Consider the following 26,861-nt stretch of genomic DNA (forward strand, 5'->3'; position numbering starts at 1 on the left):
GCCTAATGGCGAGTTTCTTCTATTGATGAGTGAGTGAGGCAAGGGGAAGAAGGATATCAACCGATGTTCCCTCTTCAACATTACTCTGGATGGAGAGCGAGCCATTATGTTCCTTGATGATTTTCTGACAGATCATCAGGCCGAGGCCCGTCCCTTTTTCCTTCGTGCTGTAGAAGGGTTCGCCGAGATGCTTCATTCTCTCAGGAGGGATGCCGCTGCCATTATCCTGAATCGAGATCTTGGCGTGGTGGCCGTCATTCTCAAGCTGGACGTTCAAGAGCCCACCGTCCTGCATCGCCTCCAGTGCATTCTTCATCACGTTAAGGATGACTTGCTTCATCTGATTGGAATCGCAATACACTTGGGCTTCTTCCACGGCGAAGCGGACATCGACTCCCTGTTTGAGACACTCCATCTTGATGAAATCAACGGAACTAGTCAGGAGCCTTGTCAATGACGTGAGTGAAAACTGTACCGCCCTCGGGCGTGCGAGAGCAAGGAATTCATTCGTGATGATCTCGATCCTGTCGAGTTCTCCCTTGATGACAGTGAGATAAAAGTCGTCTTCCTTTCTTTCATCCATAAGCTGAAGAAATCCTTTAAGGGTGGTCAATGGATTCCTGATTTCATGGGCGACGCCTGCTGCGAGCTGACCAATCATGGCAAGCTGTTCAGATTTCTTCAATAGGTTCTCGTGATGCTTCTTCTCGGAAAGATCACGGATGATGGCAGAAATCCCGATCAGTGACCCTTCATTATTCAATATCGGGTTCATATTGAAGGAGATCTCGATTGATGTCTGGTCCTTCCGGTATCGGAGAGCTTCCTGGTCCTTGATGCGTTTCCCCGCTTTCACGACTTCCATGTTTTTCTGGAACTGATGGTACTGGTCGGACCGGTGCAGGAAGGTGACCACATCTCCAACGATCTCTTCATTCGTCCACCCAAACATATCTTCGAATCGTTGATTCACCTTCAATACCCTTCCGGTCGGGTCGAGGAGGACTATCCCATCCCCGGAATGTTCGAAGTATGCTTCGAGGAGTTCCTTTGCTTCCATTAGTTCATCTTCCATATTTAATTTTTCCGTCACATCCTGACCAAACCCATAGATGCCGATCACTTGACCTCTCACCCGGATCGGGATATTGGTGATGGTGACCCGCCTCTCTTTTCCCTTACCGTCTCTCACGATGGCCAGGTAACGGGATGATGTTCCGTTCAAGGCAATCTGGAAATTCTTCACTGCGTCTTCTTGGGATTCCTCAGCGAATAGAGACGTGTAATGCCGATTGACAAGATCCGAGAACCCATATCCCCAGTGTTCATACACAGCCGGATTGACGGACTGGATAAATCCGTATGTATCCACCATCAGAATATGATCCGGGCTGTATTTCACTATGGATTTGTATTTTTCCTCGCTTTCTGCGAGCTGTCTTTGGATATCCTTCATCAGGGAAATATCCGAGATGGAGCATATGACTTCGGCCACTTTGCCATCTTTTTTGACCGGGACAATGGAGGCGAGATATTCAAGTCCTTTGTAGGCATCTTCGTACGTGTATTCTTCTCCTTTTGCCCAGACCGCTTCTAGTTTCGGACGGATTTTTTTTAGGTGGACCCTGTCGAATACTTCCTCTATCCTCTTGCCGTTCATCCTTTGAGGTGTGAGATCCAGTCTCGACAACATTTTGCCGGAGGCGAGTTCAATCACAAAGTCATGACCTTGCCTTATCACTTTGTAGGTGATCGCTTTTTGGAGACGGAGGATATTCTCCATTTCCGCCTGAAGGAGGATAAGCTCTGCCTGGGCATTTTTTTTCTCGGTGATATCGTGGAAGATGATCCCGACACTATCAATGCATCCACCGCACTTGTAATCGATGGGTGAAACGGTGATGGTGCACGTCAGTTCCCTGCCGCCTGCATGGAACCTCACTTCTTCCCCAGTGGCATCATGCCCTTTTAGCCCCTCTTTGACCAGATGGATGAAGGATGGTTCATGAAGCTCTACAAGATCATAAAAAGACTGATGGATGATTCCGTCGGATAGCCCGAATAGGCTCTGAAAGGATGCATTCATCTCCAGTACCAGGCCATTCACATTCAGGATCAGAACACTTGTAGGTGTATTCTGAATGAGAGACTGGTAGATGGCAGATTTCGAATCTTGGCATGGTGACGGGTCCGTCCCATGGTTGAACAAGAGGATGCATTCGGTACCATCCTCCAATTGTTTGCGCCTTAATAGGCAGTCGTACCCTGCGATCTGTTCCGGTTTCAATAATGTTTCGGGAGACAGGCCGTTCCCCTTCAACCATTCTTCCATTTCTTCATTCAACGAGAGGATGGATTGCGTGAGGGGATCGACAAGGGCTGCAGGAGCCGGGATGGCATCTGCAGAAAATAAGTGTTTCCGTTGCATATCAGCCATAGTACCTTCCTTTAATCATCAGTTTATACCCCTATTCTACTCCACCTTGCAACAGGAGTTAAGGAGCATTCGACTGATTTTTCCATCTAAATGAAATACCATGGGGTCATCATACAGAAAAGCCTGAGCTACTGTGGCTCAGGCTGATGAATCAAACGGTTTGTTGCTGGGTTTGGGCCGCATAGTGAACGGCGATCTCAGCGCCCACTTCGGCATTATGTTTTACAAGGGCGATATTGGCTGTCAGGCTCTTACCTTCTGTCAGCTCTTTTACCTTCCCGAGCAGGAACGGCGTGCTATCTTTTCCTTTGATGTGCTGTTCTTCCGCTTCTTTCAGCGCATTTTCGATCATTGCCGTGATCTCTGCTTCATCCATGGCATGCTCTTCAGGAATCGGGTTGGCAATGACCACTCCCCCGTTCAAGCCGATATCCCACTTGGCCTTCAATACGCCCGCCGTTTCTTCCGGGGTATCGACCTTGTAGTTCACATCGAATTCACTGGATCGAGTATAGAATGCTGGAAGTTTGGCCGTGCCAAACCCTAGTACCGGTACACCCTTTGTTTCCAGATACTCCATCGTCAATCCGATATCAAGGATCGATTTGGCACCGGCACATACGACCGCCACATTCGTCATGGACAGCTCTTCAAGGTCTGCAGAAATATCCATCGTCGTTTCGGCACCACGGTGGACACCACCGATTCCGCCTGTTACGAAGACGGCAATTCCGGCAAGCTCTGCACAGATCATGGTCGCTGCAACCGTCGTTGCTCCGTCTTTCTTCGAAGCAAGGATATAAGGAAGATCCCTACGGCTCGCTTTGATGACATCCTTCGCCTGGCCAAGATACTCCAATTCTTCATCTGACAGACCGATCTTGATTTTACCGTTCAAAATGGCAATGGTGGCTGGTACAGCACCCTTTTCGCGGATGATGTCTTCCACTTCCCTTGCCATTTGTACGTTTTGCGGATATGGCATTCCGTGGGAAATGATCGTTGACTCAAGCGCCACGATGGCTTGTCCTGATTGACGCGCCTCTTCTACTTCTCTAGAAAACTCCAAATATGATGTCAAATCCATGATTTTCATTCCTCCAATTTAGTTGAAATAACTGCTGAATTCTTCTTGCAGATTCCCCTGATTCAAAGTCGGGGAGACGGTAAAATGAGAACGGATCGTAATGGTGGAGCAGGAAACCCCGATCCGACAGGAACCGTCGGTATCCGAGCCTCTCAGATAGCCATAGATGATGCCTGCAACCAGAGCGTCCCCCGCCCCCGTCACATCAGCCACATCCACCTTAGGAGGCAGGATCGCACTTGCTTCCTGATAGGCTGTGTAGTAGATCAGACCCATCTCACCTCTTGTGATGACCACCCGTTCGGCACCTCGCTGCGTGATGGCTTTCGCCGCTTTGAAGAAGTCGCCTTCCGTTTCGATCTCCATGTCGAGGTACATCTCTGCTTCCCCTTTATTGCAGATGAACCAGGTGACTCCTTCCAATGAATCGGGAAGATGCTTGACTTTGGGAGCTGATACCGGGATGATCGTCAACGGTACCCCTTCCGATGCACATCGTCTGATGATGTATTCGATTACATCAGGCGGGAAGTTCGTATCCAGCATGACCATTTCAGATGACCCGATGATGGCCCACCGTTTTTCAATAAACGGGATATCGATCTTTTCGTAAATATTCATGTCTGCTAGGGCGAACATCATCTCCCCGTCCACATCCAGGATGGCCGAATAGGTACCAGTTGCTTCATTCAGCCTTTGAGAAGCGGATATATCGACATGCGTTTTCGTTTGATCAAGGATCCAGCTTCCTTCCGTATCCTCCCCGACCACCGTCACTAGATTGACTTCACTTCCAAGCCTTCCTAGATTCTCAGCGATATTCCTGGCCACGCCGCCTGTCGTTTGTTCAGTTGTTGCGGGGTTGGACGTTTCAGGGATCATCCGGTCGATGAACTGAAATTTCCGGTCAACATTGGCTCCGCCGATACAGGTGATGCCTTTTCTTCTTGGAAGGACATAGGCTCGTCCCAAGATCTTTCCTTGCTTCATGAGATTCGATATATGACCTGCCACAGCCGATCGGGACATATTGCTCCGCTCGGATATTTCCTGCTGGGTCATGAAAGGATTCTCTTCTATGTAGGTAAGCAACAGCTTTTCTTTTTCGTTCACTCACTCCACCCCTATAAAAAAATGTAACATTTGTTAATATTTTAAACTTTTGTCCAAAATTAAACAAGTCTGAATTTAAATATATTTTTAAAAATATAGAATTAGTGGAATAAAAACACGATTGATGCGTTTGTTTTCACAAAAAGAAAAGAGATTGGGGCAAAACCAAAAGGTATTATTCCATGTTCTTTAAACCGTTCATGATGTTCGTAGGTAGTATCTGAGCCTCCTCGGCATGCCTTCTCGCATCAGCTACACCTCCCCCGGGATTCTTGCACTACAATCAACCGCTAGATACAATGAAATACACAAAAAAACCGAATTCATATGCCTGATCATCGGCAAATGAATTCGGGTTTTACTATGACTAAAACATTCATGTCCCAGCCTCTTTGAAAATGGGTATCCATTCTCGATTAAAGTGCTTTTTTTGCATCCTCAATCATATGTCTCATGGATTGAAGTCCACCACCTGACAGATACCATTCGGCTCCATTCAAGTAAATGATCCGGTCGTCTTTAAAGGCCTGTGTCTTTTTGACAAGATCATTTTCAAACGATTCCTTGATGCTTGCTTTCGGATCGAATGCTGCGTCCCGGTCGATGACGAACAGAATACCAGGGTTCTGCTCTTTCACATACTCATAGGTCACCTTTTGACCGTGTGTAGATTTCTCGATTCCATCATCAGCTGGTTTGAAGCCGAAGACGTCATGGATGATCCCGAAGCGGGATTCCGGCCCGAATACACTGATGTCTTCTGAACTTCCCATGATCACAAGGGCGTTGGAATCGAGGGACTCCGTTTCTTCTTGGATGCTTTTCACTTCTTTATCGACCTCTGCAAGCTCTTTCTTCATTTCATCCTCTTTGTTGAAGATCTTCGCGATGGTGTTCATATTGCTTTTGAATGAATTTACATAATCCGTGCTGTCCACAGGGATATACACTGTCGGGGCAATCTCGGCGAATTCATCGTAAAGGTCCGCCTGACGCGCCGAAATGAAGATCACATCGGGCTTCAAGGAATGAATGGCTTCGAAATCGGGTTCCTTCAGACTGCCGACATTAGTGTAATCGGAGTTTTTATAGTCCTCAAGGTACGGAGGGACAGCCGCTTGCGGGACACCATCCACCTTAACACCAAGTTCATCAAGCGTATCGAGGACACCAAAGTCGAACACGACGACTTTATCAGGATTTTCTTTTACTTTCGCTTCTCCCAGTTCGTGTTTGATGGTGATTGTCTTATCATCCGATGTAGCCGAAGAGGAGGATTCTTCTTTCTTTCCGCATGCCCCCAGTAAAAGTAAGATTGCCAGTGTTAAAGCAAGGAATGTCCATTTTTTCATGATTGATCTCTCTCCTTTTATATGTTTTTTTATGAATTGAAGTACACGCAGATCCTGCAGTTGTCCATCTGTTGGACGGGTATGTCCATATCATAGATTTCCTTCAGGGAGTGCGTCTGGATGATCGACTGTGTCGGTCCCTCCTTGACGACTGCCCCGTCCTTCATGGCCACGATCCGGTCGGAATAGACCGAAGCGAAATTAATATCGTGGAGGACGATGAGAACCGTCTTCCCCAGCTCATCCACCAGCTTCCTGAGGATCTTCATGATCTGCACGGAATGTTTCATATCAAGGTTATTCAGCGGTTCATCGAGCAGGATATAATCCGTGTCCTGGGCGATGACCATGGCGATGAACGCCCGCTGTTTCTGACCTCCCGACAATTCCTCGAGGTACCGATCCTGAAGCTCGTTCAAATTCATATACTCAATGGATTGCTGAACCATCTTTTCATCTTCTTCCGTCAGCCTCCCCTTTGAATAGGGGAAGCGGCCAAATGAGACGAGCTCTTTGATCGTTAAGCGCACATTCAGGAAATTGGACTGTTTCAGGATGGCCACCCGTTTCGCCATATCATTCGATTTGATCTTTTTACTATCATGCTGATCGATGATGACTTCCCCGCTGTCGGAATCCAGGAGTCTGCTCACCATGGAAAGCAGGGTGGATTTCCCGGCACCGTTCGGACCGATGAACGAAGTGATCTGACCCTTTTGAATCGTGACCGACACGTCGGCCACCACTTTTTTCTTCCCATACTTCTTCGACAATCCTCTGATCTCGATCATGATGACTTCGCCTCCTTCAATAGTAGATAGATAAAGTAAAGCCCTCCGATAAAGTTCACGATGACACTGAGGGTCGTTGAAAACGTAAAGATCCGTTCCACGAGCCATTGACCTCCCACCAAGGCAATGATGCTGATGATCCCGGCGCCTGCGATCAGGATGCCGTGGCGGTACGTCTTGAACATCTGGTAGCTGAGATTGGCCACGATGAGACCGAAAAAGGTGATGGGACCCACCAGTGCCGTCGAGACAGCGATCAGGATGGACGACAGGACAAGCATGCGCCTCACCACTTTATCGTACGGGACCCCCAGATTGATTGATGTTTCCCTGCCCAGCGATACAACATCAAGTTCAGCCATTTGCCTCCATCCATAGATCAATACGAGGACAATGACGCCCCCCGACACCCAAACGAGGTCGGAACTGATATTGTTGAAGCTTGCAAACATCTTATCTTGCACACTCAGGAATTCATTCGGATCAATCAGGACCTGCAGGAACGAGGATATACTCTGGAAAAACGTCCCGAGTATGATCCCGATGAGAAGCAGGAAGTAGATCGGCTGCTTGCTCCCTTTGAACATGAGCTGATAGAGAAGCAAGGCAAACACGATCATGGCTGCGATGGATAGAAAGAAATTCGCGTTCTTATTCACAATCAGATAGTGACCCGACCCCAAGAAGAAAATCAAGACCGTCTGCAGCAGCATATAAAGGGAATCAAGTCCCATGATGCTCGGGGTGAGAATCTTATTATGGGTGATTGTCTGAAACACCACGGTGGAATAGGCAATGGCTACACCCGTCAGGATCATGGCCAGGGCCTTCATCCCTCTCCGCGGCAGGGCATACTCATAGCTGCCATTCAGGCCGTATAACAGGTAAGCCCCTATTGCCGCAAGGGCAGCGACCGATAGTAGCATCAGTTTTGTCCGATTACTCATATCCCTTCCTCCTTAAAAGCATGTAGAGGAAGATTGCACTTCCGATGACCCCGACCATCAAGCTGATGGAAATTTCATAAGGGAAGATGATGACCCTCCCGAGGATATCGCAGACCAGAAGAAAGATCGCTCCCAGGATGGCCGTATGCGGCAGCGTCCTCTGAAGGTGATCCCCCTTGAAAAGGGACACGATATTCGGGACGATGAGCCCGAGGAAGGGAATCATCCCCACGGTCAAAATCACGGTTACCGTCACGAGTGATGTAAGGATCAACCCGATGTTCACGATACTCCTGTAGGACATCCCCAGATTCTTCGAAAACTCCTCCCCCATCCCCGCAACCGTAAAGCGATTGGCGAAGAGATAGGCAAGTATGATGACCGGTACACTTATGTATAAAAGCTCGTATCTTCCCTTCATGATGAGGGAAAAATCTCCCTGCAACCAAGAAGACATATTTTGGATCAAATTCGCCTTGTAGGCGAAAAAAGTCGTGACAGACGACAGGACATTCCCGAGCATCAGCCCCACCAAGGGAATGAAAACAGCGTCCTTGAATTTGATCCGATCGAGGATCTGCATGAACAGGAATGTACCTGCCATGGCAAAGGCAAACGCCACAAGAAGCTTTTCCATCGTGGATGCCTCGACAAAAATGATCATCGATACAAGGATCCCGAGCCTTGTCGCATCCATTGTCCCTGCCGTAGTCGGAGACACAAACTTATTCCGGCTCAGGCTCTGCATGATGAGGCCGGCAATGCTCATCCCCGCTCCTGCCAGTAGGATCGCAACAAGCCGCGGCAGCCTGCTGACCAGGAACACTTCCACCTCATCCGTCCTTCCGCTGAGTAAATCCGCCGGCGAGATGCTGCTCACCCCGACGAATAAAGAAAGGGCCGAGAGGAGGATCAAGAAAATCAATAAATATCTTTTTTTCAGTAGCACGACCATGACATACCCTCAATCTTTCCTTCCAGTTTAATTGCAATTGAAAATCATTATCATTTGTATAACAATCATATTACAAGAGGGTTTGATGAGCTGTCAACGACTAATTGAAAATGATTATCATTATTATTGGGGCTTTTTTCTTATTGCCACTTCTAATGGAAATTGGCTTTTGGAGGAGTGATGAATGTGACCGGGATCGTTCCTTTTCGCTGCAGGCGCTTGCTTTCTGCTTCAATACACTCTGTGGTTTTTAATTTGCTTGTACTCACCTCTTGATTGTGATAATCCTTTAACCATAGTGTGCAACACCCTATTAACTGTTGAATTCATGAGAAAAGAATGGAAGTGTGAGGAGTGATGAATGCGATGGAGACCGTTCATTTTCGCTGCAGGCGCTTGCTTTCCTGCGGGGAGGGCGGCAAGCCTCCTCGTGCCTGCGGGGTCTCGCCGCTCTTTTCCGCTGGAGTCAAGCGCCTTCCACTTCAATACACTCTTCGATTCTTAAGGGGTGGGTCAGGTTACATATGCAGCTCTTAGTTAATGGGACTTACCTGTGGATGGAATTTTAATAAAAGCTTTAGAGAATGGTAGGAAGACATACCTGCTGAAACATGAACCCCATAACCCTCTTCCATTCCACAGAGTGAAGTGCAGCGGAGGGAGTCCGACTCCTACGGGAATAGCACGCAGGTGAGACCCCGCAAGAATGAGGAGGCTCAACGCAAGCCCCGTGGAAAGCGGGCTCCCGCAGCGGAACGGAACGATCTACGTTGCAACATATGATCATTGGTCATTGGCTCTACACAAAAAAGAAGGTAAATCCATCTCCACTGGACCACGATCCCATAGCCCCCTCCCCTACCACAGAGTGAAGTGCAGCGGAGGGAGTCCGACTCCTACGGGAATAGCACGCAGGTGAGACCTCGCAAGAATGAGGAGGCTCAACGCAAGCCCCGTGGAAAGCGGACTCCCGCAGCGGAACGGAACAATCTACGTTGCCTATGATCATCTGTCAAAAACTCCTCTATCCGCAGTAGACAGATAACCGGAATGGAAAAAATCAGCACACAAAAAAAGACCCCGCATCAATCGGGGTCCTTTCATCAAGAAGCCTTCTTCCCTTTCGTTTTCCCAACATCCTTCAAATAATACTGATCCGACGTAAAGAACTCTGTCGTGAGCCTTCTAACCTCTTTACTCAGCAGAAGCACAGCAATGATATTCGGCAGCAGTACCGCAGCAAGCGCAAGATCTAGGAACTGCCAGATCGTCTGGGCCGCACCGACTGAACCGAGAATGATCCCTGCCACATACACGATCTTGAACGCCTGTCCAAATTTATGCCCGAACAGGAATTCCGCCTGCTTCGCCCCATAAAAGACGATGACGATGATCGTGGAAAGTACGAAGAAGATCAAGGAAATCGTTACAAGAATCCCTCCAAAATCACCAAAGTACTGAGAAAATGCCTGCGTCGTCAAAGCGGATGGATCGTCCATGGCATTCTCACCCGTCCACACACCGGACGAGATGACAACAAAAGCCGTTGCCGTACAGACAATCATCGTATCAATGACAATCCCGATGATCGACCATAACCCTTGTCTGACAGGGTGATCCGTTTGCGCAGCGGCATGGGCGATGGGAGCTGTTCCGAGTCCTGCTTCATTAGAATAAAGTCCACGTGCAAATCCCCAGCGGATCGTTTCTGCAATCGCTGCCCCAGCAAATCCACCCATGGCGGACATCGGCTGGAACGCATTGGAGAAGATCAGTTTAAAGAAGTCTGGTACGGCACCGAGGTTCATGAAGAGGATAACGAAGGCTCCTCCAACGTAAATGAGTGCCATAATCGGAACGAAAATTTCCGTGACCTTCCCGATCCGCTTGATTCCTCCGAATACAATGAGGAGAACAATCGCAGCAACAATGACCCCCGTAATCCAACCGTCGACGTTGAATGTTTCCTGAACGGTTGAAGACACGGCATTTCCCTGTACCATGACGCTCGGGATCAATTCAATCATCAGGGCAAAGGCAAACCAGACTCCCAGCCACTTCATGTTGAGACCCTTTGTCATATAATACATGGGACCTCCGACGAACTCACCCTGTTCATTCTTTTCCCTGTACCTTACAGCAAGGACGCTTTCCGAAAACTTCAGGGCCATTCCGATCATGGCGATGACCCACATCCAGAAGACCGCACCGGGGCCGCCGAACATGATCGCCGCCGGAACACCGACGATATTTGCCGCTCCGATGGTGGATGACAGGGCCGATGTCAGGGCCTGAAGGGGTGTGACCGTCCCTTCACCTTTCGGCTTTTTGAATACACTTCCGATGGTTTGACTAAAAATGTAAAGCGGATGCCGAAACTGGATGAATCCCAATAGAAACGTCAAGTACAGTCCCGTAAGCCCCAATATGGCGATGAGGGGCGGACCCCACAGCCACTCCGATATCTTCCCTACCCAATCCAGAAAACCTTCCATTCTCATCTCTCCTTTAACGTCAGCCGCAAAAAAAGTGGTATGACAGTTATGTATGGCGCGGCTTCCTAGTGATGGAACTTTTCCCTGAATTGAACAAGGTAAACATGAAAAGGAATCAATCTGAGCTTCTTACTTTTTATCCGTCCGCAAATACTCCGGAATAAATAGGCCGCCTCCCAAGAAGAGAATGACTGAAATCACTCGAATGATGTCATAATACTCGCTGCCTTTAAAGAATGAAACATTGACCACCAGCCCGATTGCTCCGATCAACACAAGGGTGATGCCGATCCATCTTTTGAACATGTAAACCCAGCCTTTCCAGTTTTGGATACCGCCGTTCAACCACAATTGGTATGTAGCGTCCCTATTATTTAACCTTTCCCTCAATAGCTCCCTTCCGCAGATTATGGACGTGGTTAGGATTAGATAACCAGCGTTCCATTAACTCCTTTTGTTGCTCTTTCAGGTCATCCAATGGTTCTTCTACTGCAATAACCTTGCAAAATTTCGAATCAAATGCGTTTGTATCCTTTATTTTTTTATATCCGCCGAACCCCATATCATCATTAAGCAGCCAGACCACCCTGCTGATATTGGCAAATAATATTCCACCAGTGCACATTGGACAGGGCTCCAAAGAGGTGTACATCGTAAAATGTTCGCGATTCACTTTAGCCTTGAATATGGATTCGCCTGCATTCCGGATGGCCTCCATTTCAGCGTGGGCTGTCGCATCCTTTCGCGTGTGGACCCGGTTGCGCCCTGTTGCAACGATTTGTCCATCCCCATCCACAATTACCGCTCCAACCGGATACGTATCTTCTTCCAATGCTTTTGATGCTTCTTGCAGTGCCAACTCGAGGTAATATCGATCTTTCACCCTATCCATTAACATCGCCCCCTCATGATCCACCACCAAAAATGGAAGATATTTATAAAATGAGTTTACCATAGGAGTTTTAAAATATGGTTACTATTCCCTTTTTACTTTTCGTATTTAAACGCCAAATATAAAAACCGCAAGCACCGGGCTTGCGGTCTACATTCTTATTATTCCTGCGTCACTCTCGGCAACACCAGTACTTCCACACGACGATTTTTCCCCCGACCCTCTGCTGTCGCGTTATCGGCAATGGGTTCGAACTCCCCGAATCCTTTGGCGCTGAACCATTCCGGTTCGAGATTCGGGTTTTCCAGGAGGATCTTCATGAAGTTCACGGCGCGCATGACGCTCAGTTCCCAGTTTGAATCATAGTTGGCCGTGCGGATCGGTACGTTATCTGTGTGCCCGCTGATGATGATATTCCGGGGAGGATTCATCACGAGCAAGGAGGAAAGCTCTTTGGCCACATCTTGATCACTCCTCTCCACTTCAGCAGAACCTGAAGAAAAGAGGACGTTATCCCTGATCGTCAGCAGCAGGCCTTCATCCGTCAGTTTCGTGACAAACTGGAGCTGGAGATTGTTGGTCTTAATGTACTGGTTGATCTTTTCCTGCACTTCACGCAGTTCTTCCTGATCTTGAAGAAAGGCTTGTTTCTTGATGTCTTCTTTGGGCACTGGCTTTTCTTCTTCCTTCTTGTCAGTAGCAGCTCCCTGCTTTTCCTTCTGATCGCTTGAATCTTGAGGGGCGACAGGACTTGGGTAATCCATCATGCCGGTTCCGCCCTTGAAAATTTCGCTGAACACCTGGGATAATTCCTGGAATTTCTGTGCATCCACCGAACTCGAGGCATAGAGAACGATGAAAAGCGCCACAAGCAGGGTCAGAAGATCAGAGTAAGGCAACAGCCAGGATTCGTCGATATGATCATCTTCCCGCTTCTTCTTACGCCGTCTCATCTTCTTCCTCCTTCATCAGGCTGTATCGGTCTTTTGCAGGCAGATAGGAAGCCAGCTTCTGCTCGATGATCCGCGGTGACTCCCCTTCGATGATCGAAAGGATCCCTTCCACGGTCATCATCTTCAATTGGGATTCACGTTTCGATTTGCGCTTCAGTTTATTGGCGAACGGATGCCAAAGCACGTAACCTGTGAAGATCCCGAGGAGGGTCGCCACGAATGCGGCTGAGATGGCATGTCCCAATTCTTCCGTATTGTCCATATGGCTGAGTGCGGCAATCAAGCCGATGACGGCTCCGAGAACCCCGAGGGTAGGAGCGTAGGTACCAGCCTGTGAGAAAATCTGTGCGCCTGCGCTATGACGCTCTTCCATGGCATCGATCTCTTCATGAAGGACATCCCTTATGTAATCCCCCGTCTGACCGTCTATGGCAAGGGAGAGACCGTCCCTTAAGAACCGGTCATCGAGTTCCTGGATCCTCGCTTCCAATGCAAGCAGGCCTTCCTTCCTGGCAAGGTCCGCCATCTCGGAGAAAAAGGCGATGATTTCTTTCGGGTCCTGGGTGTTCTGTTCTTTAAAAAGGATCCCGAAGAGCTTTGGTACTTTCTTGATTTCATACGTGGGAAAAGCTATGACCACGGAGGCCACGGTCCCCAACAGGATGATAAGGATGGCCGCGGGGTTGATGAGTGCCATGAGGCTTACCCCTTTGAATACCATTCCGACCCCGATTGCAACCAATCCAAGTATGACACCTATAAATGACGTTTTATCCATCTGATCGCTCCACCTTATTCAACATAGTCTACTCCTAATATCGGACCCGTTTTGCTTTTTTTGAGTAGGAATCCACTTCTATTCATTTCTTGGCTGAGCGGAAGCGTTCTATGATAAACTAAGGGCAATGAATCAACAAAGGATGTGTCACCTTGAAACGTCGAATCATTACGATCTTGGCCATCATGATCCTTGTCGCCATCGCGGCAAACTGGATGGTCACTACCCAATATTCAGAACTGGCAGGTAGGGAACGTGCCCTGCTCATCGTTGGCGGCGCCCTGCTATCAGGCGTCATCTCCCTTTTCCTGTTCCGCCCCGACGAACCTCGGAAATAAACAAAAAAGCATGAAGGAAAGGGTCCAGTTCCCTTTCCTTCATGCTTTTTCTCAGCTCATCAGCTTATCTTCAATGGAACGCTGATAGTTCTTGAATACAGATGAATTCGTCTTCACCCGCTTTTTCGACAACATGGCATTGTACTTGAGTACCTTCTCATTCAGTTCCTTATGGAGCGACTTGGCTTCTGCATCGTCCTCACAGGTGCGGATCAAATCCTCGATCCTCATCATCTCACGCTTCAGTCCCGCCTCTTCCGTCGAGTACCCGGCATTCTTCATCATCCGATGGGCCATCTTCAATTCTTCGGGAATTCCGACATCATCATTCAGATCCATCGGTTTCCCAAAACCCGGAAGCTCACTGAACTCTCCATCTTCATAGGCCTTCCGGATCCGCTGCTCTGACATCAACGTTGAAAAATCCATTCCCATCCCCTCCTTACTACCAGTATAGTCCAAATCCCCCTGAAGACTCATCCACCATGCGACGATTCCTTGACATATTCCATACCCGTGAAGTAAAAACTATCCTCATCCATCCATAAGGAGTGAAGAATATGTCACGCGGAAAAGCATTCGAATCAAAGAAAAAAGGCCATCCCGGGAACTTCCCGAAGGGCGGGGAAGAAAAGCCCCATTCTGAAAAGCCTGCAGGCGATGAAGAATATATCGTGACGCAGGAAGCGTTCAAAAACAGGGTCGATCAAGACGAGCACCGTCTCTGATCATGAAGAAAGGGTTCCGGCACCGGAACCCTTTTATCTTATGAATGCGTTCTTTCGACCTCTTCCACACCGGCAAGATCAAGACCGGGTCCAAAGAATTCATAATGAATCCTGTCTACAGGCACTCCGAGATGTTTCAACCTTTCAATGACAGCCTTCATGAACGGTACTGGACCGCATACATAGTAGTCTGATCCATCACCCTCCAGTTGGTCTTCCGATAGAGCCAGGGTCCCATACACAAAGGAGCACTTCCCTTCGTCGTGACCTTGAATCATTCTTTTTACTTCCCCTTTGAAAGGGAGGACGGCTTCATTCCGTGACGCATGGATGAAAGAGACCGGTCGGGACGGCTGATTCCTGTAGGCTGTTTCAAGCATGCTCATCATCGGGGTGATCCCGACTCCGCCGCTGATCAATACAAGAGGAGTGGTTTCTTGATTCAAGACGAAATCCCCTGCCGGCGCGCTTACTTCGAGCCTATCTCCTAACTTTAGGTGATCATGGAGATAGGCAGAGACTGTGCCTTTCCCTTCCCGTTTTACTGAAATGCGGAAAAAGTTCGGATGATGGGCACTTGAAAGGCTGTATTGGCGAATGTGGGAATAGGTTTCCCCCGGGATGTTCAAGCGTACGGATATATACTGTCCCGCATCATATTCCGGCACATCCCCTCCATCTTCCGGTTCAAGATAGAACGAAGTGATCACGTCGCTTTCCTTCACCTTCTTGGACACGATGAAGGGTTTGAAATCAGCAAATCCCGCTTTTTGACTCCGGGCCTGCTTGTATAATTCCTTCTCCACTCCTATGAAAGCGTCGGCGATGACCCCGTACGCATCCGCCCAGGCCGATATTATGCTATCCGTTGCAGCATCGCCAAGCACCTCTTTGATAGCCCGAAGCAGGTGTTCTCCCACAATCGGATAGTGCTCGGCCCTGACACCTAAGCTTCTATGTTTATGCCCGATCTGCTTGACGACGGGAAGAATAGTGTGAAGCTGATCGATGTTCTGTGCAGCTGCGTAGACGGCGTTGGCCAGGGCCGTTTGCTGGCGCCCCTGTTTTTGATTGGAATGATTGAAAATATGAAGAAGTTCAGGGTGATCGGTAAACAGGTTTTTATAAAATACAGTGGTGATGTCAATTCCTCTGGCTTCCAGGATCGGTGCCGTAGATTTAACGATTTCGATGTTTTTTTGAGATAACATATCCTTCACCTCTAAAGATATATTTTTAATACATCTTTATAATATGCTCCCATCCTCCTAAAAACAATATACAAAATACTTCTTTAACAAAACATTCACATTTAGACATTCAGGCATTCACTTTTGTATAATGAAGAACAAGGGAACGGAAGGGTGAGAGAGATGAGACTAACTTTATATACAGATTACTCACTACGCGTGCTGATCTTTTTGGCATCTAAACCATCGGATGAACTCTCGAATATCAAGGAAATCGCTGATGCCTACAGCATTTCGAAGAATCACCTCATGAAGGTGACTTACGAGCTTGGCAAGATGGGCGTCATCGAGACGATCCGCGGGCGGAACGGCGGGATCAAGCTCGCCCAGTCCCCACAGGATATCAATATCGGAACAATCGTCAGGAAGACAGAAGAGGACTTCCACCTGGTGGAGTGCTTCGATGCTGCCAACAACTCCTGTATCATCACGCCTGTATGCGGGCTTAAACATGTACTGGGAAAGGCACTGAATGCCTATCTCTCAGTCCTCGATAAATATACACTGAATGACCTGGTCCGGAATCCCTTGGACTATCGCTTCCTCTTTCAAGAGAAGAACGAACCAGATCCATCCATATGAAAGAAGAGCTTTCCCGCGCCACATCAGGGAAGGCTCTTCTTTTATCATATAGAGGCCGCTTTCCTCCTTTGGGTAAGCTTTTCAATTATCTCCCACGCCCTTTGTACATACTATATTCAGGCGAAACATTTGCAAACCGGGACAGCACTGATAAAATAAGAATGTAAGTGAACATTCTGAAAAAAAAGGGGATACATACACATGTCTAATTTCAACCAACATCTCGACAAATACGCAAGTCTTGCCGTTGAAGTCGGGGTCAATATCCAAAAAGATCAGACTCTCGTCATTAATACGTCCATTGATGCAGCTGAATTCGTCCGTGTCATCGTCAAAAAGGCTTACGAAAAAGGCGCGAAGCATGTCTACGTGGAATGGGGCGATGACGTCGTTGCCCGTACCAAGTATGAGCTTGCACCAGATGAAGCATTCAAGGAATTCCCGTTCTGGCGTGCCGGTCAGGTGGAAGGCCTTGCAGAAGGCGGAGCTGCCTTCATGAGCGTCGTTTCATCCAGTCCTGATTTGTTGAAGGGCGTGGACCCAGAGCGCATCTCCAACTTCCAGCGTGCGGCAGGTGAAGCCATGTCTAAATACCGTCAGTACATCCAGTCCGACAAGGTCAGCTGGTGCGTACTCGCAGCTCCTTCCAAAGAGTGGGCTGCCAAGGTATTCCCTGAAGCGCCGGAAGATGAGCAGGTAGACCTGCTTTGGAATGCGATCTTCAAGGCTGTCCGTGCCGATCAGGCAGACCCCGTACAAGCCTGGAAGGATCACGATGCCAACCTTCATGAGAAAGTTGAATACCTTAATGGCAAGAACTATCAAAAGCTTCACTACACAGCCCCGGGTACCGATTTGACCATCGAGCTTCCTAAAGGTCATCTTTGGGTCGGCGCCGGCAGTGTGAATGAAGAAGGACATACGTTCATGGCCAACATGCCGACGGAAGAAGTGTTCACCGTTCCACTTAAGACAGGCGTAAACGGCACAGTGGCAAGCACGAAGCCATTGAGCTACGGAGGAAATGTAATCGACAAGTTCTCCGTCACCTTCGAAAACGGTCGGATCGTCGATGTGAAAGCTGAAGAAGGTGAAGACATCCTGAAGCGTCTCGTAGACACAGATGAAGGTTCACACTATCTTGGAGAAGTCGCACTGGTTCCTCACCAATCACCGATTTCACAGTCCAACGTATTATTCTACAATACGTTGTTCGATGAGAATGCGTCCAATCACCTTGCCATCGGCAGTGCTTATGCGTTCTGCATCGAGGGCGGCAAGAAAATGAGCAAAGAAGAGCTTGAAAAGAATGGATTGAACAACAGCATCACCCACGTCGACTTCATGATCGGATCTGATAAAATGAATATCGACGGAATCAAGGAGGATGGTTCCTCTGAACCGGTCTTCCGCGATGGCGGATGGGCGTTCTGATTTGTTTTCCTTAAGCCTGTGCATCTCTATGATGCACAGGCTTTTTTATGAAAAACATGAACATTATGGAAATCTTTGTGGTATTATAAAACCGATTGTTCCACAAAGGAGGATTCTTTTATGTTCAAACGGGTTTCTCTTATGACCCTTACACTTGTAACGGCCGTCGGATGTATCTTGGTCGCTGCTTTGCACCCGACAGGCCCCAATACGGTTTCCTATGATGAGCCATTGGGTGTATGGCTGTCGATCGGCATGACAGTCTTGCTGTTCATCCCGCTCCTTGTACTTTCATTCTTCGGCAACCGGATCGTGCGGATCATCTCGTCAATCATCCAGATCCCTGTGGTCATCTCGTTTCTAGGAATCATACCCATCTCCTTCTTTTTTTCCAAAAGCCTCGGAATGGGCCTTCTTGCCCTCTTCGGAGTGATCGTCAGCATTGCGAGTATCGTGGTCACCCTGAGGACCGGTCGATCAAGGGAAATAGCTTCCTAGAGGCTGTCCATTCAATGAAGAAATGAGGATATGGTTGAACGGGCGGAGGTCTCCATCGTAATCATGGAACCTGCCGTCCGTTCAAACACATAGTGGTTTCCTCCTGGTCCCCCATGAATCACGACCATGGGCACGGTTCCCCTCTCAATCCCCTCCAGCTTCACCCAATGAGATATCCCATTGATTGTTACCTGGTATTCCCCGTTTTTTTTAAACATCCGCCATCCTCCTGCCTTGTGACTTCGTGGTTTCGGCATTTCTCATTTTCTCCCATATTGTACCATCCCCTTGATTGAACGGGTACACACGTTTTTCTCCTACGAGAAGTCCCTCTTCTTCATAACGCTTGGTCAGGGCCACAGCAGCCATGAGGGCGCCGGCTACCTGGGCATAGCTCCCAAATGTGGTGACGGGCAGACCTGTCTCTTCGTCCCCTTTGATAATAAGTACCTCCCCAATCCCTTCAAGGATACATCCGAGAGCCTGGATCGTATTCCCCGAAACAAGCAAGTCGATATAAGGACCTTCCAATAATGTCCCACCGTATGCTTCAAGCCCTGCCCCCACTGCCTGGACCACGTCACCCTTCACATCCAGTATGAGACCCGCTTCCTCTTCACCGCCGTACTGCAATTCTGCCGCCACCACGTTGGCCGCGTTGCCCCCTCCTTGTATCCAGTCACCGGCAATCCGTATCCGCTCCCCTTCCGTACCATCGAACACCCGCAACGATGCTGTCCCTTGAATTCCATTCCCTGCTGCCTCAAAGCCGTTTCCTATGGAAACAAGCCGGAAGCCCCGTTGTTCCCCTTTAAGAATCACCGTCTCGCCCACAGCCGCAATGACCGTCCCTGCGACCTGGACCCATGCTCCTGTCAAGATATTCACATAATGGTTCAAACGAGACGCCCCCTCCATTCTTATTAGGTAGTATATTCAGCCTTTGAAAAAACGACTTTGTACCATTGGGATCCTGGAAATTGAACCGCCTTCACCACTCATTCCGAAAAAGAAAAAATATACAATCAATTCAAAAAATCAATCTTGTTTCTTTCTACGGCGCGGGCTATGATTATCTAGTTCACCCATCCACCTTCATGAGGGGAGGAATCATACATGAGAATCAGGGATTGGGATCGGAATTTAAAAGTTCGTTTATTCGGGGAAGCGGCAATCAACATCACATTTTGGATGTTCTTCCCGTTTCTGACGATTTATTTTACAGAAGCTTTCGGCAAGCAGACGGCCGGACTGCTCCTCGTGTTGTCACAGGTATTCGCCGTAGGGGCCAACCTGATGGGCGGATACTGCGCCGATCGATTCGGAAGGAAGCGGATGATGGTCATTTCGGCATTCGGCCAGGGGGCTGGGTTCCTCGTCTTCGGTCTTGCCAGCTCACCATGGCTCGATTCTGCTTTGATCGGATTCATCTGCTTCAGCCTCGTCGGGATTTTCGGTTCCTTTTATTGGCCCGCCAGCCAGGCAATGGTGGCCGATGTAGTGGAAGAGAAAGACCGGAGTCATGTTTTCGCCGTCTTTTATACCTCTATCAATATTGCGGTCGTCGTCGGACCGATACTTGGCGGAATCTTCTATGTGAACTACCGATTTGAACTCTTGCTTGCAGCAGGTTTGATATGCGTGTTGCTCTCGATCCTACTGTCGAAAATGACAAGGGAAACGGCACCGCGGGATGCCACCAAACTGAAGGTCACAGCAGGAAACAATCAAGCATGGTATCATGCGATCACGAATCAATTCAAGGATTATGGAGTCATCATGAAGGACAGGACATTCCTGCTATTCATCGTGGCCGGTATCCTTGTCGGACAGACCTTTATGCAGCTTGATCTGCTTCTGCCCGTCTATATCAAGGACGTCGTGGATAACGTGACTCTCTTCTCGATCGGAGACTGGTCATTGACCCTTGTGGGAGAGCAGGTATTCGGCTTGATCCTTTCGGAAAATGGACTCCTCGTCGCCCTGTTGACTGTTGTGGTCACGCGGTTCATTACGAGGTTTAGAGAACGGAATGTTTTCATTCTTTCATCCATCGTCTATGCAATCGCCATCTTTATCTTCGGTATGACGAGCTCGGTCTGGGTATTCATCTTCGCCATGGCCATCTTCACATTTGCCGAATTGATGACGGCAGGGATTCAGCAGACCTTTGTTTCTAAATTGGCCCCTGAAGATATGAGGGGACAATATTTTGCCGCGGCCAGCCTCCGGTACACCATCGCCCGGACGATTGCCCCCTTATCCATCACCTTGAGCCTTTATATCGGGTATGATTGGACCTTTGCCATCCTTTCCCTGCTTGCTCTCGTAAGTGGAGGCATCTTCTACCTCATGTTCAAACGGTTCGAGGATAAGCAGGAAGAAGTTAAAGCGCCCATAGAATAAACTTGAAGGGAATGGTCCTCTGTGATCATTCCTCTTTAGGTTATGTGAGCAGAGCATCCCCCTTCACTTTCAGAAAATGCCGAATTCCATCCACCCCCTTTTTTCCTGAAAATATGAATGATAGAATAGGCAACTGTAATAACGAATCACGGCTCAAACCCGAGCCGGTCCGAGATTCCAACCATACAACGAAAGGATGTTTTTTCAATGCATGTAGGAAGCAAAGGCTGGTACGTGGAAGAACTAAAAAAAGCAGGCGTTCGACGCTACGAGGAACGTAAAGTGGAAGCCTATAAAAAACATGTTCTTGCAAACTTGCTTGAACGCTCAAAATGACAACCACCGGACGGGGCCAATAGGGTTCCGTCTTTTTTGTGGAGCAGTCGGTCGAACCCTTTCGACAAGAACATGATATACTCTTGTATAGGGGAGCCTTTTCCCATCAAACCATGTTTCAAATCACTGGTTTTGAGGAAACATATTAGAATGGCAATCCATACCAAGAGGTGAACTTCATTGAGAGAGAAAAAAACGATGAAAGAAACAAAAACAATCAAAACGGCCCATGTCCTCCCGCCTGATACGAATCATCACGGGACGATGTTCGGCGGTAAATTAATGGCCTATATAGACGACGTGGCTTCCATAGCAGCCGCCAAGCATGCCAGGAAACCGGTCGTCACGGCATCAACCGATTCCGTCGACTTCCTTCAGCCGATCAAGGTCGGAGACGCCGTCACACTGGAAGCAATGGTCACCTATACAGGTAAGAGCTCCATGGAGATCTGCGTGAAGGTGACATCGGAAGAACTCCTTACAGGCAAGACGAACGTCGCTGCCATCTCCTTCCTCACCTTCGTCGCAATCGAGGATGGTAAGCCTGCCATCATTCCTGAAGTCGTGCCAGAATCAGAAGAAGAAATCTGGCTCAACGAAACCGCCCAGAACCGTGCAGAGCACCGGAAAGCACGTAAAATGCACAGCCAGGAGCTTGCCGAGTTCTTCAGAAAAGCATATTGAAAATAAAAGATGCCCGATTGAGGCATCTTTTTTTATTTTCCTCAAGAGCCTCTTCAAAATCCCCTCCCCTTCTCCGATAATACTGTGGGACACATTGTCCGAGCACTAATACGATATGGAGGGACCATTCCTTGAAAAAAATCATCATGATTCTTCTTACCCTTGTGGTGATGTCCGGCTGTTCAGCCGTTACAAAAAGCACCTCATCACCAGAGCCTTATAGCGTTGGGATCCTTTTATCCGACAGCGGACTCGGTGACGATTCATTCAACGACCTTGCCTTCAACGGCCTTGAACGCTCACGCGATGAACTCGGCATTATTTTTGATTATGCCGAAGCACCAGATGGAAATATGGAAGGCGCTCTTGAAGAACTCATCAACCAGAAACATGATTTGATCATCGGTCTCGGGTTTTCTGTCCAAGAAGCGCTCGAAATCGAGGCAAAAAAACATCCGAAACAGGCATTCCTTTTGATTGACGCCACTTCAGACCTTGAAAATGTCACATCGGTCACATTCAAAGAACATGAGGGCAGTTTCCTAGTTGGAATGGTAGCAGCCATGACGTCCAAAACAGGCACAGTAAGCTTCATCGGGGGCGAAGATGCACCGGTCATCCATAAATTCCAATCAGGATTCGAGCAGGGTGCCCGCTACGCAAAATCTGACATTAACATCCTTACAGGTTATACGAACAGCTTCAATGATCTCAATGCCGGAGAAAGACTCGCGGGCGATCAAATCAAGAAGAAAAGCGATTTCATCTATGCAGCAGCTGGAATGTCTGGAATCGGTTCTTTGAAGACCGCACAAGCGAAAGGGGTCTTATCAGCAGGAGTAGATGCCGATCAGTTCTTTATAGCTGAAAAATCCGTCGCTACATCCATGATGAAAAATGTCGATATCGCCATTTACAATTTCATTGACAACACGCTTAATGAAAAAAAGCAGACACCGTCCTCGTATGAACTCGGTCTCAGCGAAAATGGTGTCGGCCTCGCTCAAATTCGAATCGTCAATCTTAAGCCAGATCAGATGAAGAAGCTGGACGAAGCAAAGGAAAAAATCATCTCAGGAGACATCGATGTTGAAGCTCCATAACCAATCGCTAAGGAGAGCACGTTATCATGAGAATTAAAAACCGTTTAACCATCATAGGGCTCATCCCTCTTATCTTATCCATGTTGATCATCGGCTACATCGTATCCCAGCTGATCGATATGCATGCGTCTGCGAAGGACGATGTTGACACCCTCGTCCGTACAGAGCAATTAAAAGGGGATATGGTTGCCCTCCAGCAGACCTTGTCCTATTACGCTTCCACTCCGTCTGAAGAAAATCGCCAAATCCTTGAGAATGCTATGAAGACGACTACGACCCGGGTGGATACATTAAAGAAGAGAATGGTCACTACCGAACAGAAACGCTATATGAATACCCTGGAAATCAAATACACAGAGCTGAAAAACAAAACGGAAAAAGCAATCGAGGAGCGGAACCCGGCTGAAATCAGACGGCAATCCTCGAGGATCTCAGGTCCTCTGAATGACCTCTACCTCTTGAACATCGAAACCAACGAGTGGTACGACGGCATCCTTGAAGCCAATAAACAAAAAATCACGTTCACGATCTGGACGACCCTGATCGGTTTCGTCATTGTCGTCATCGTTTCCGTTACAAGCTCTGCGATCCTCACGAGAAGGATTACCAAGCCGATTAACAAAATGGTCCGGAATGCACAACGTATGGCTGAGGGAGATCTGACTGGAAACATCGGAGAAATACAAGATAAAAAGAGTAAGTTTGAGGTCGATCATCTGCAAACGGCCTTCCACCATATGATGTTGAACCTGAGGGAAACGGTGCAATCGGTTCAGATAGCCGGGGACAATCTGGAAGCCTTCACCCACGAGGTACGCTCTCAGATGACGAACCTTGCCGAAAGTGCCAGTCAAGTGGCCGTCTCCACGGAAGAACTGGCAAAAGGCAGCCAGTCCATTTCAGAAGATATCCAATCAACCGCTTCCCTTATGGCAACCATGGGGGATGAATTCAGTAAAAACGTGAAGCAGAGCACCGCTTCTGCAGCGGATGGACGCTTGGCCCTTGCCTCAGTCGATCACGGTAGGACATCACTTCAAAAACAACAAGGGTACGCAAAGTCCATATCAGAATCATCTGATGTGATCCTGCAAGCTGTAGAGTCCTTCGCCACCTACACGGCCAAAATCGAGCAGTCGTCTCACGCCGTCAGGGACATTGCAGAACAGACCAACCTCCTTGCCTTGAATGCTGCCATTGAAGCAGCAAGGGCCGGAGAAGCGGGCAGGGGCTTCTCCGTGGTTGCGGAAGAAGTCCGGAAGCTCGCGGAAGATTCAGCCGTTGCAACGGAAGGAATCAACCGTATGGTGGGCAACATCCAGAAAGGCGTAACCGGCATCATGGAAGCCTCCCGTAAAGGACAGGAGCTTTCCATTCAGCAGGTCACTTCCATGACGGTCACCGAAGACGCCTTCCAGGAAATCTCCGTGAAAGTATCTGCCATCCATGAGAGCCTTGAGGTCCTCGAGCATGATATGAACGCTTCCCATGAACGGACAGAGGAAGTCGCTTCTGCCATCGAGAACATATCGGCGATCACGGAAGAAACGGCTGCCGGCACAGAAGAGATCTCTTCCTCCACCGAGGAGCAACTCCGGTACTTTGAACACATGACCAAACGCATTGAACAACTGAATGAAATGACGGAAGAAATGAAGAGAAAACTGGAACGATTCACTCTATGATTCTTTCATACCGCTATGAGGGTGGCATAAAACAAAAAATGCGAACATGATCAGTATAGAATTCTTATACCGCTCATGAATTCCGTGCGAGACTTCGTTTTCCGTGGGTAATCCTCGGCAAGCCTGAGGGGTCTCACATCACGCTGGAGTCTTCGTCTTGCACTCCAATCAACCGCTAATCATGGTCATGAAACAAATTTATAAAACCCGGATTCCTTTGTCTTATCCCAGGCAATGGAATCCGGGTTTCACTATGATGAATACACTTTTGACCCAGCCTCTCTCTTTTTTTATTCCTGCCCCTACGAAACGACCGGGAAGGATGCCCCACGTCTGAAAACCCTTTGAACTACCTGTTTTTCCCTCATCTTCCTCTCAAAAATTATTACAGAACGTTTAAATTTTCATAACGCAGGTAATGAGCCACAACACCTTAACATACCCCAAGAGGTAATTAAAATCCTCGTAACTAAAGCTTTTCACCAAATGACAACCCTACCCCTTTTGTCATCCTTTGTAACAATTTGTCGGTGGTAAATATCTCCACCGACAAAACCCCCGAAAATCTCCTATACTGTATAGAAGGTTATACTGTGTAGAATTCTTATAGTTGGAGGAATACGACAATGCTATCAAACTCTGAAATCGGAATCGACTTAGGTACTGCAAATATACTAGTCTATAGTAAAAATAAAGGAATTATCCTGAATGAACCATCCGTCGTAGCCATCGACACAGAAACGAAATCTGTCTTGGCCGTCGGAGCTGAAGCGAAGAATATGATTGGGAAGACACCCGGTAAAATCGTAGCCGTACGTCCATTGAAAGATGGCGTCATCGCAGACTTCGACGTCACCACTGAAATGCTGAAGCAAGTTATGAGAAAAGCCAGCAAAAAACTGGGCTTCTCCATCCGAAAACCAACCGTTGTCGTTTGTACCCCGTCTGGCGCAACATCCGTTGAACGCAGGGCGATCCAAGATGCCGTACGTGGCAGCGGAGCAAAATCCGTCACTCTCATCGAAGAGCCTGTAGCAGCTGCCATCGGAGCAGATCTTCCAGTCGGAGAACCAGTGGCAAATGTCATCGTCGATATCGGCGGAGGAACAACAGAAGTCGCCATCATCTCATACGGCGGCGTCGTTTCCTGTAACACGATCCGCATCGGTGGAGATCAAATGGATGAAGACATCATTCAATATGTGCGCAAACGCTACAATCTCCTGATCGGTGAAAGGACAGCTGAACAAGTGAAGATCGAAGTCGGTCAAGCTCTCATCGAACACGATGAACGCAAAATGGAAATCCGCGGACGTGACCTCGTCACAGGACTTCCAAAGACCATTGAACTCACATCACTGCAAATCCAGGAAGCACTTAAAGAGTCTCTCTTACATATCCTTGAGACCATCCGTGCCACGCTTGAAAATTGCCCGCCTGAACTGAGCGGAGATATTGTCGATCGCGGTGTGATCCTGACTGGAGGAGGTTCCCTTCTCAACGGCCTTCAAGACTGGCTGAGCCATGAAATCGTCGTACCGGTCCACTTAGCACCGAACCCGCTTGAATCTGTAGCCATCGGAACAGGACGCTCCCTCACGGTCATTGACAAGCTTCAAAAAGTAAAATAATCATCCGCCTCCCTTTTTTCATATGGGGAGGCTTTTTTGTCTGCAATCTTAGGGGAGTGCGCGTTGGAAAACCAGTTAAAGACAAATTCGTCCCAAGTGAAGTTTAAGATGGAAGACTAGCCCGTTCCTTTGCGCTGCAGGGATTTGCTTTCCGCGGGGAGCATGTCGAGCCTCCTCGTGCCTGCGGGGTCTCGATCATCCCCCTTTTCCGCAGGAGTCAAANACTCCCTTCCAATCCACTCTGTGGTATTGGATATGGTTAGGTGATCGTTCACAAATGTGGTTAGAAAGTCATACTAAAAAAACCAGGCATGTGTTGGCCTGTTTCGAATTATCCGATTACCCTTCCTGCGAACAAAGTGCAACGAACGGAACGGTCTAATCTT

At 48.3% G+C, this 26,861-nt stretch carries 27 protein-coding genes; 11 read left to right on the forward strand and 16 right to left on the reverse strand.

Annotated features, from left to right (window positions below; genetic code table 11):
• Positions 1-19 precede the first annotated feature (19 nt).
• The 12 genes from AF331_RS14180 to motA form a co-directional block, all read right to left on the reverse strand.
• Complete coding sequence (locus AF331_RS14180; protein ID WP_160316560.1) at positions 20-2,428, reverse strand: PAS domain-containing protein; 2,409 nt, start codon at positions 2,426-2,428, stop codon at positions 20-22.
• A 160-nt stretch (positions 2,429-2,588) separates the two neighbouring features.
• Complete coding sequence (locus AF331_RS14185; RefSeq protein ID WP_053428730.1) at positions 2,589-3,524, reverse strand: pseudouridine-5'-phosphate glycosidase; 936 nt, start codon at positions 3,522-3,524, stop codon at positions 2,589-2,591.
• Between the two features lie 18 nt (positions 3,525-3,542).
• Positions 3,543-4,637, reverse strand: a complete 1,095-nt coding sequence (locus AF331_RS14190) for a carbohydrate kinase (protein WP_053428731.1) — start codon at positions 4,635-4,637, stop codon at positions 3,543-3,545.
• 416 nt (positions 4,638-5,053) lie between these two features.
• Positions 5,054-5,989, reverse strand: coding sequence for a siderophore ABC transporter substrate-binding protein (locus tag AF331_RS14195; protein WP_053428732.1), 936 nt, complete (start codon positions 5,987-5,989; stop codon positions 5,054-5,056).
• A 29-nt stretch (positions 5,990-6,018) separates the two neighbouring features.
• Positions 6,019-6,780, reverse strand: coding sequence for an iron ABC transporter ATP-binding protein (locus AF331_RS14200; protein WP_053428733.1), 762 nt, complete (start codon positions 6,778-6,780; stop codon positions 6,019-6,021).
• A complete protein-coding gene (locus tag AF331_RS14205; RefSeq protein ID WP_053428734.1) occupies positions 6,777-7,727 on the reverse strand; it encodes an iron chelate uptake ABC transporter family permease subunit in 951 nt (316 codons plus the stop codon). Before AF331_RS14205 ends, AF331_RS14200 begins: the two co-directional genes overlap by 4 nt.
• Positions 7,720-8,670: an ABC transporter permease gene (locus tag AF331_RS14210; RefSeq protein ID WP_053428967.1), complete on the reverse strand. Its 951-nt coding sequence runs from the start codon at positions 8,668-8,670 to the stop codon at positions 7,720-7,722. The genes AF331_RS14205 and AF331_RS14210 overlap by 8 nt, the downstream gene beginning before the upstream one ends.
• A 1,115-nt stretch (positions 8,671-9,785) precedes the next feature.
• Complete coding sequence (locus tag AF331_RS14215) at positions 9,786-11,177, reverse strand: alanine/glycine:cation symporter family protein (RefSeq protein ID WP_053428735.1); 1,392 nt, start codon at positions 11,175-11,177, stop codon at positions 9,786-9,788.
• Positions 11,178-11,306: 129 nt separating this feature from the next.
• Complete coding sequence (locus AF331_RS22485; protein WP_160316561.1) at positions 11,307-11,483, reverse strand: hypothetical protein; 177 nt, start codon at positions 11,481-11,483, stop codon at positions 11,307-11,309.
• Between the two features lie 64 nt (positions 11,484-11,547).
• Positions 11,548-12,069 (reverse strand): nucleoside deaminase, encoded by a 522-nt coding sequence (locus AF331_RS14225; protein ID WP_053428737.1) that lies wholly within the window; start codon positions 12,067-12,069, stop codon positions 11,548-11,550.
• A gap of 161 nt (positions 12,070-12,230) precedes the next feature.
• On the reverse strand, positions 12,231-13,022 hold the full coding sequence (gene motB / locus AF331_RS14230) for a flagellar motor protein MotB (protein WP_053428738.1): 792 nt from the start codon (positions 13,020-13,022) through the stop codon (positions 12,231-12,233).
• Complete coding sequence (gene motA, locus AF331_RS14235) at positions 13,009-13,800, reverse strand: flagellar motor stator protein MotA (protein WP_053428739.1); 792 nt, start codon at positions 13,798-13,800, stop codon at positions 13,009-13,011. The genes motB and motA overlap by 14 nt, the downstream gene beginning before the upstream one ends.
• Before the next feature lie 152 nt (positions 13,801-13,952).
• On the opposite strand from motA, the gene AF331_RS14240 reads away from it, so the two are divergent.
• A complete protein-coding gene (locus AF331_RS14240; RefSeq protein WP_048012239.1) occupies positions 13,953-14,138 on the forward strand; it encodes a hypothetical protein in 186 nt (61 codons plus the stop codon).
• A gap of 51 nt (positions 14,139-14,189) precedes the next feature.
• On the opposite strand, the gene AF331_RS14245 is transcribed toward AF331_RS14240, so the two are convergent.
• Positions 14,190-14,567, reverse strand: coding sequence for a DnaJ family domain-containing protein (locus AF331_RS14245; protein WP_053428740.1), 378 nt, complete (start codon positions 14,565-14,567; stop codon positions 14,190-14,192).
• Positions 14,568-14,698: 131 nt separating this feature from the next.
• On the opposite strand from AF331_RS14245, the gene AF331_RS22770 reads away from it, so the two are divergent.
• Complete coding sequence (locus AF331_RS22770) at positions 14,699-14,866, forward strand: hypothetical protein (protein WP_162838964.1); 168 nt, start codon at positions 14,699-14,701, stop codon at positions 14,864-14,866.
• A 38-nt stretch (positions 14,867-14,904) separates the two neighbouring features.
• On the opposite strand, the gene hmpA is transcribed toward AF331_RS22770, so the two are convergent.
• Positions 14,905-16,077: an NO-inducible flavohemoprotein gene (gene hmpA / locus AF331_RS14250; RefSeq protein WP_053428741.1), complete on the reverse strand. Its 1,173-nt coding sequence runs from the start codon at positions 16,075-16,077 to the stop codon at positions 14,905-14,907.
• 162 nt (positions 16,078-16,239) lie between these two features.
• On the opposite strand from hmpA, the gene AF331_RS14255 reads away from it, so the two are divergent.
• The 3 genes from AF331_RS14255 (at position 16,240) to AF331_RS14265 (ending at position 18,630) form a co-directional block, all read left to right on the forward strand.
• Positions 16,240-16,698 carry an RrF2 family transcriptional regulator gene (locus AF331_RS14255; RefSeq protein ID WP_053428742.1) on the forward strand — a complete coding sequence of 153 codons (459 nt, stop codon included), beginning with the start codon at positions 16,240-16,242 and terminating at the stop codon, positions 16,696-16,698.
• Between the two features lie 201 nt (positions 16,699-16,899).
• Positions 16,900-18,132 carry an aminopeptidase gene (locus tag AF331_RS14260; RefSeq protein ID WP_053428743.1) on the forward strand — a complete coding sequence of 411 codons (1,233 nt, stop codon included), beginning with the start codon at positions 16,900-16,902 and terminating at the stop codon, positions 18,130-18,132.
• Positions 18,133-18,252: 120 nt separating this feature from the next.
• A complete protein-coding gene (locus tag AF331_RS14265; RefSeq protein ID WP_053428744.1) occupies positions 18,253-18,630 on the forward strand; it encodes a hypothetical protein in 378 nt (125 codons plus the stop codon).
• 11 nt (positions 18,631-18,641) lie between these two features.
• On the opposite strand, the gene AF331_RS14270 is transcribed toward AF331_RS14265, so the two are convergent.
• Entirely contained in the window at positions 18,642-18,848 is a 207-nt protein-coding gene (locus tag AF331_RS14270; protein ID WP_053428745.1) for a hypothetical protein, read from the reverse strand.
• On the reverse strand, positions 18,841-19,530 hold the full coding sequence (locus AF331_RS14275; RefSeq protein WP_053428746.1) for a DUF6944 family repetitive protein: 690 nt from the start codon (positions 19,528-19,530) through the stop codon (positions 18,841-18,843). Before AF331_RS14275 ends, AF331_RS14270 begins: the two co-directional genes overlap by 8 nt.
• A gap of 216 nt (positions 19,531-19,746) precedes the next feature.
• Between AF331_RS14275 and AF331_RS14280 the strand changes: the two genes are divergently transcribed.
• From AF331_RS14280 to mreBH, 6 genes are all read left to right on the forward strand, one after another.
• Positions 19,747-21,036 (forward strand): MDR family MFS transporter, encoded by a 1,290-nt coding sequence (locus AF331_RS14280; RefSeq protein ID WP_053428747.1) that lies wholly within the window; start codon positions 19,747-19,749, stop codon positions 21,034-21,036.
• 207 nt (positions 21,037-21,243) lie between these two features.
• Complete coding sequence (locus tag AF331_RS21975) at positions 21,244-21,372, forward strand: YflJ family protein (RefSeq protein WP_082346982.1); 129 nt, start codon at positions 21,244-21,246, stop codon at positions 21,370-21,372.
• Positions 21,373-21,570: 198 nt separating this feature from the next.
• Positions 21,571-22,056: an acyl-CoA thioesterase gene (locus tag AF331_RS14285; RefSeq protein WP_053428968.1), complete on the forward strand. Its 486-nt coding sequence runs from the start codon at positions 21,571-21,573 to the stop codon at positions 22,054-22,056.
• Between the two features lie 131 nt (positions 22,057-22,187).
• Positions 22,188-23,159, forward strand: a complete 972-nt coding sequence (locus AF331_RS14290) for a BMP family lipoprotein (protein ID WP_053428748.1) — start codon at positions 22,188-22,190, stop codon at positions 23,157-23,159.
• Positions 23,160-23,185: 26 nt separating this feature from the next.
• Positions 23,186-24,844 carry a methyl-accepting chemotaxis protein gene (locus AF331_RS14295; protein ID WP_053428749.1) on the forward strand — a complete coding sequence of 553 codons (1,659 nt, stop codon included), beginning with the start codon at positions 23,186-23,188 and terminating at the stop codon, positions 24,842-24,844.
• Positions 24,845-25,470: 626 nt separating this feature from the next.
• Complete coding sequence (gene mreBH, locus AF331_RS14300) at positions 25,471-26,475, forward strand: rod-share determining protein MreBH (RefSeq protein WP_053428750.1); 1,005 nt, start codon at positions 25,471-25,473, stop codon at positions 26,473-26,475.
• Positions 26,476-26,861 lie beyond the last annotated feature (386 nt).

The organism is Rossellomorea marisflavi (genome assembly GCF_001274775.1).
Classification (GTDB): domain Bacteria; phylum Bacillota; class Bacilli; order Bacillales; family Bacillaceae_B; genus Rossellomorea; species Rossellomorea marisflavi.

What these genes read in the sequence shown, in the direction of transcription:
- AF331_RS14180 (WP_160316560.1), bottom strand. Translation starts at nt 2,428, where the DNA reads ATGCAACGGAAACACTTATTTTCTGCAGATGCCATCCCGGCTCCTGCA.
- AF331_RS14185 (WP_053428730.1), bottom strand. Translation starts at nt 3,524, where the DNA reads ATGGATTTGACATCATATTTGGAGTTTTCTAGAGAAGTAGAAGAGGCG.
- AF331_RS14195 (WP_053428732.1), bottom strand. Translation starts at nt 5,989, where the DNA reads ATGAAAAAATGGACATTCCTTGCTTTAACACTGGCAATCTTACTTTTA.
- AF331_RS14200 (WP_053428733.1), bottom strand. Translation starts at nt 6,780, where the DNA reads ATGATCGAGATCAGAGGATTGTCGAAGAAGTATGGGAAGAAAAAAGTG.
- AF331_RS14205 (WP_053428734.1), bottom strand. Translation starts at nt 7,727, where the DNA reads ATGAGTAATCGGACAAAACTGATGCTACTATCGGTCGCTGCCCTTGCG.
- AF331_RS14215 (WP_053428735.1), bottom strand. Translation starts at nt 11,177, where the DNA reads ATGGAAGGTTTTCTGGATTGGGTAGGGAAGATATCGGAGTGGCTGTGG.
- AF331_RS22485 (WP_160316561.1), bottom strand. Translation starts at nt 11,483, where the DNA reads ATGTTCAAAAGATGGATCGGCATCACCCTTGTGTTGATCGGAGCAATC.
- AF331_RS14225 (WP_053428737.1), bottom strand. Translation starts at nt 12,069, where the DNA reads ATGGATAGGGTGAAAGATCGATATTACCTCGAGTTGGCACTGCAAGAA.
- motB (WP_053428738.1), bottom strand. Translation starts at nt 13,022, where the DNA reads ATGAGACGGCGTAAGAAGAAGCGGGAAGATGATCATATCGACGAATCC.
- motA (WP_053428739.1), bottom strand. Translation starts at nt 13,800, where the DNA reads ATGGATAAAACGTCATTTATAGGTGTCATACTTGGATTGGTTGCAATC.
- AF331_RS14245 (WP_053428740.1), bottom strand. Translation starts at nt 14,567, where the DNA reads ATGGATTTTTCAACGTTGATGTCAGAGCAGCGGATCCGGAAGGCCTAT.
- AF331_RS22770 (WP_162838964.1), top strand. Translation starts at nt 14,699, where the DNA reads ATGTCACGCGGAAAAGCATTCGAATCAAAGAAAAAAGGCCATCCCGGG.
- hmpA (WP_053428741.1), bottom strand. Translation starts at nt 16,077, where the DNA reads ATGTTATCTCAAAAAAACATCGAAATCGTTAAATCTACGGCACCGATC.
- AF331_RS14255 (WP_053428742.1), top strand. Translation starts at nt 16,240, where the DNA reads ATGAGACTAACTTTATATACAGATTACTCACTACGCGTGCTGATCTTT.
- AF331_RS14260 (WP_053428743.1), top strand. Translation starts at nt 16,900, where the DNA reads ATGTCTAATTTCAACCAACATCTCGACAAATACGCAAGTCTTGCCGTT.
- AF331_RS14265 (WP_053428744.1), top strand. Translation starts at nt 18,253, where the DNA reads ATGTTCAAACGGGTTTCTCTTATGACCCTTACACTTGTAACGGCCGTC.
- AF331_RS14270 (WP_053428745.1), bottom strand. Translation starts at nt 18,848, where the DNA reads ATGTTTAAAAAAAACGGGGAATACCAGGTAACAATCAATGGGATATCT.
- AF331_RS14280 (WP_053428747.1), top strand. Translation starts at nt 19,747, where the DNA reads ATGAGAATCAGGGATTGGGATCGGAATTTAAAAGTTCGTTTATTCGGG.
- AF331_RS21975 (WP_082346982.1), top strand. Translation starts at nt 21,244, where the DNA reads ATGCATGTAGGAAGCAAAGGCTGGTACGTGGAAGAACTAAAAAAAGCA.
- AF331_RS14285 (WP_053428968.1), top strand. Translation starts at nt 21,571, where the DNA reads ATGAAAGAAACAAAAACAATCAAAACGGCCCATGTCCTCCCGCCTGAT.
- AF331_RS14295 (WP_053428749.1), top strand. Translation starts at nt 23,186, where the DNA reads ATGAGAATTAAAAACCGTTTAACCATCATAGGGCTCATCCCTCTTATC.
- mreBH (WP_053428750.1), top strand. Translation starts at nt 25,471, where the DNA reads ATGCTATCAAACTCTGAAATCGGAATCGACTTAGGTACTGCAAATATA.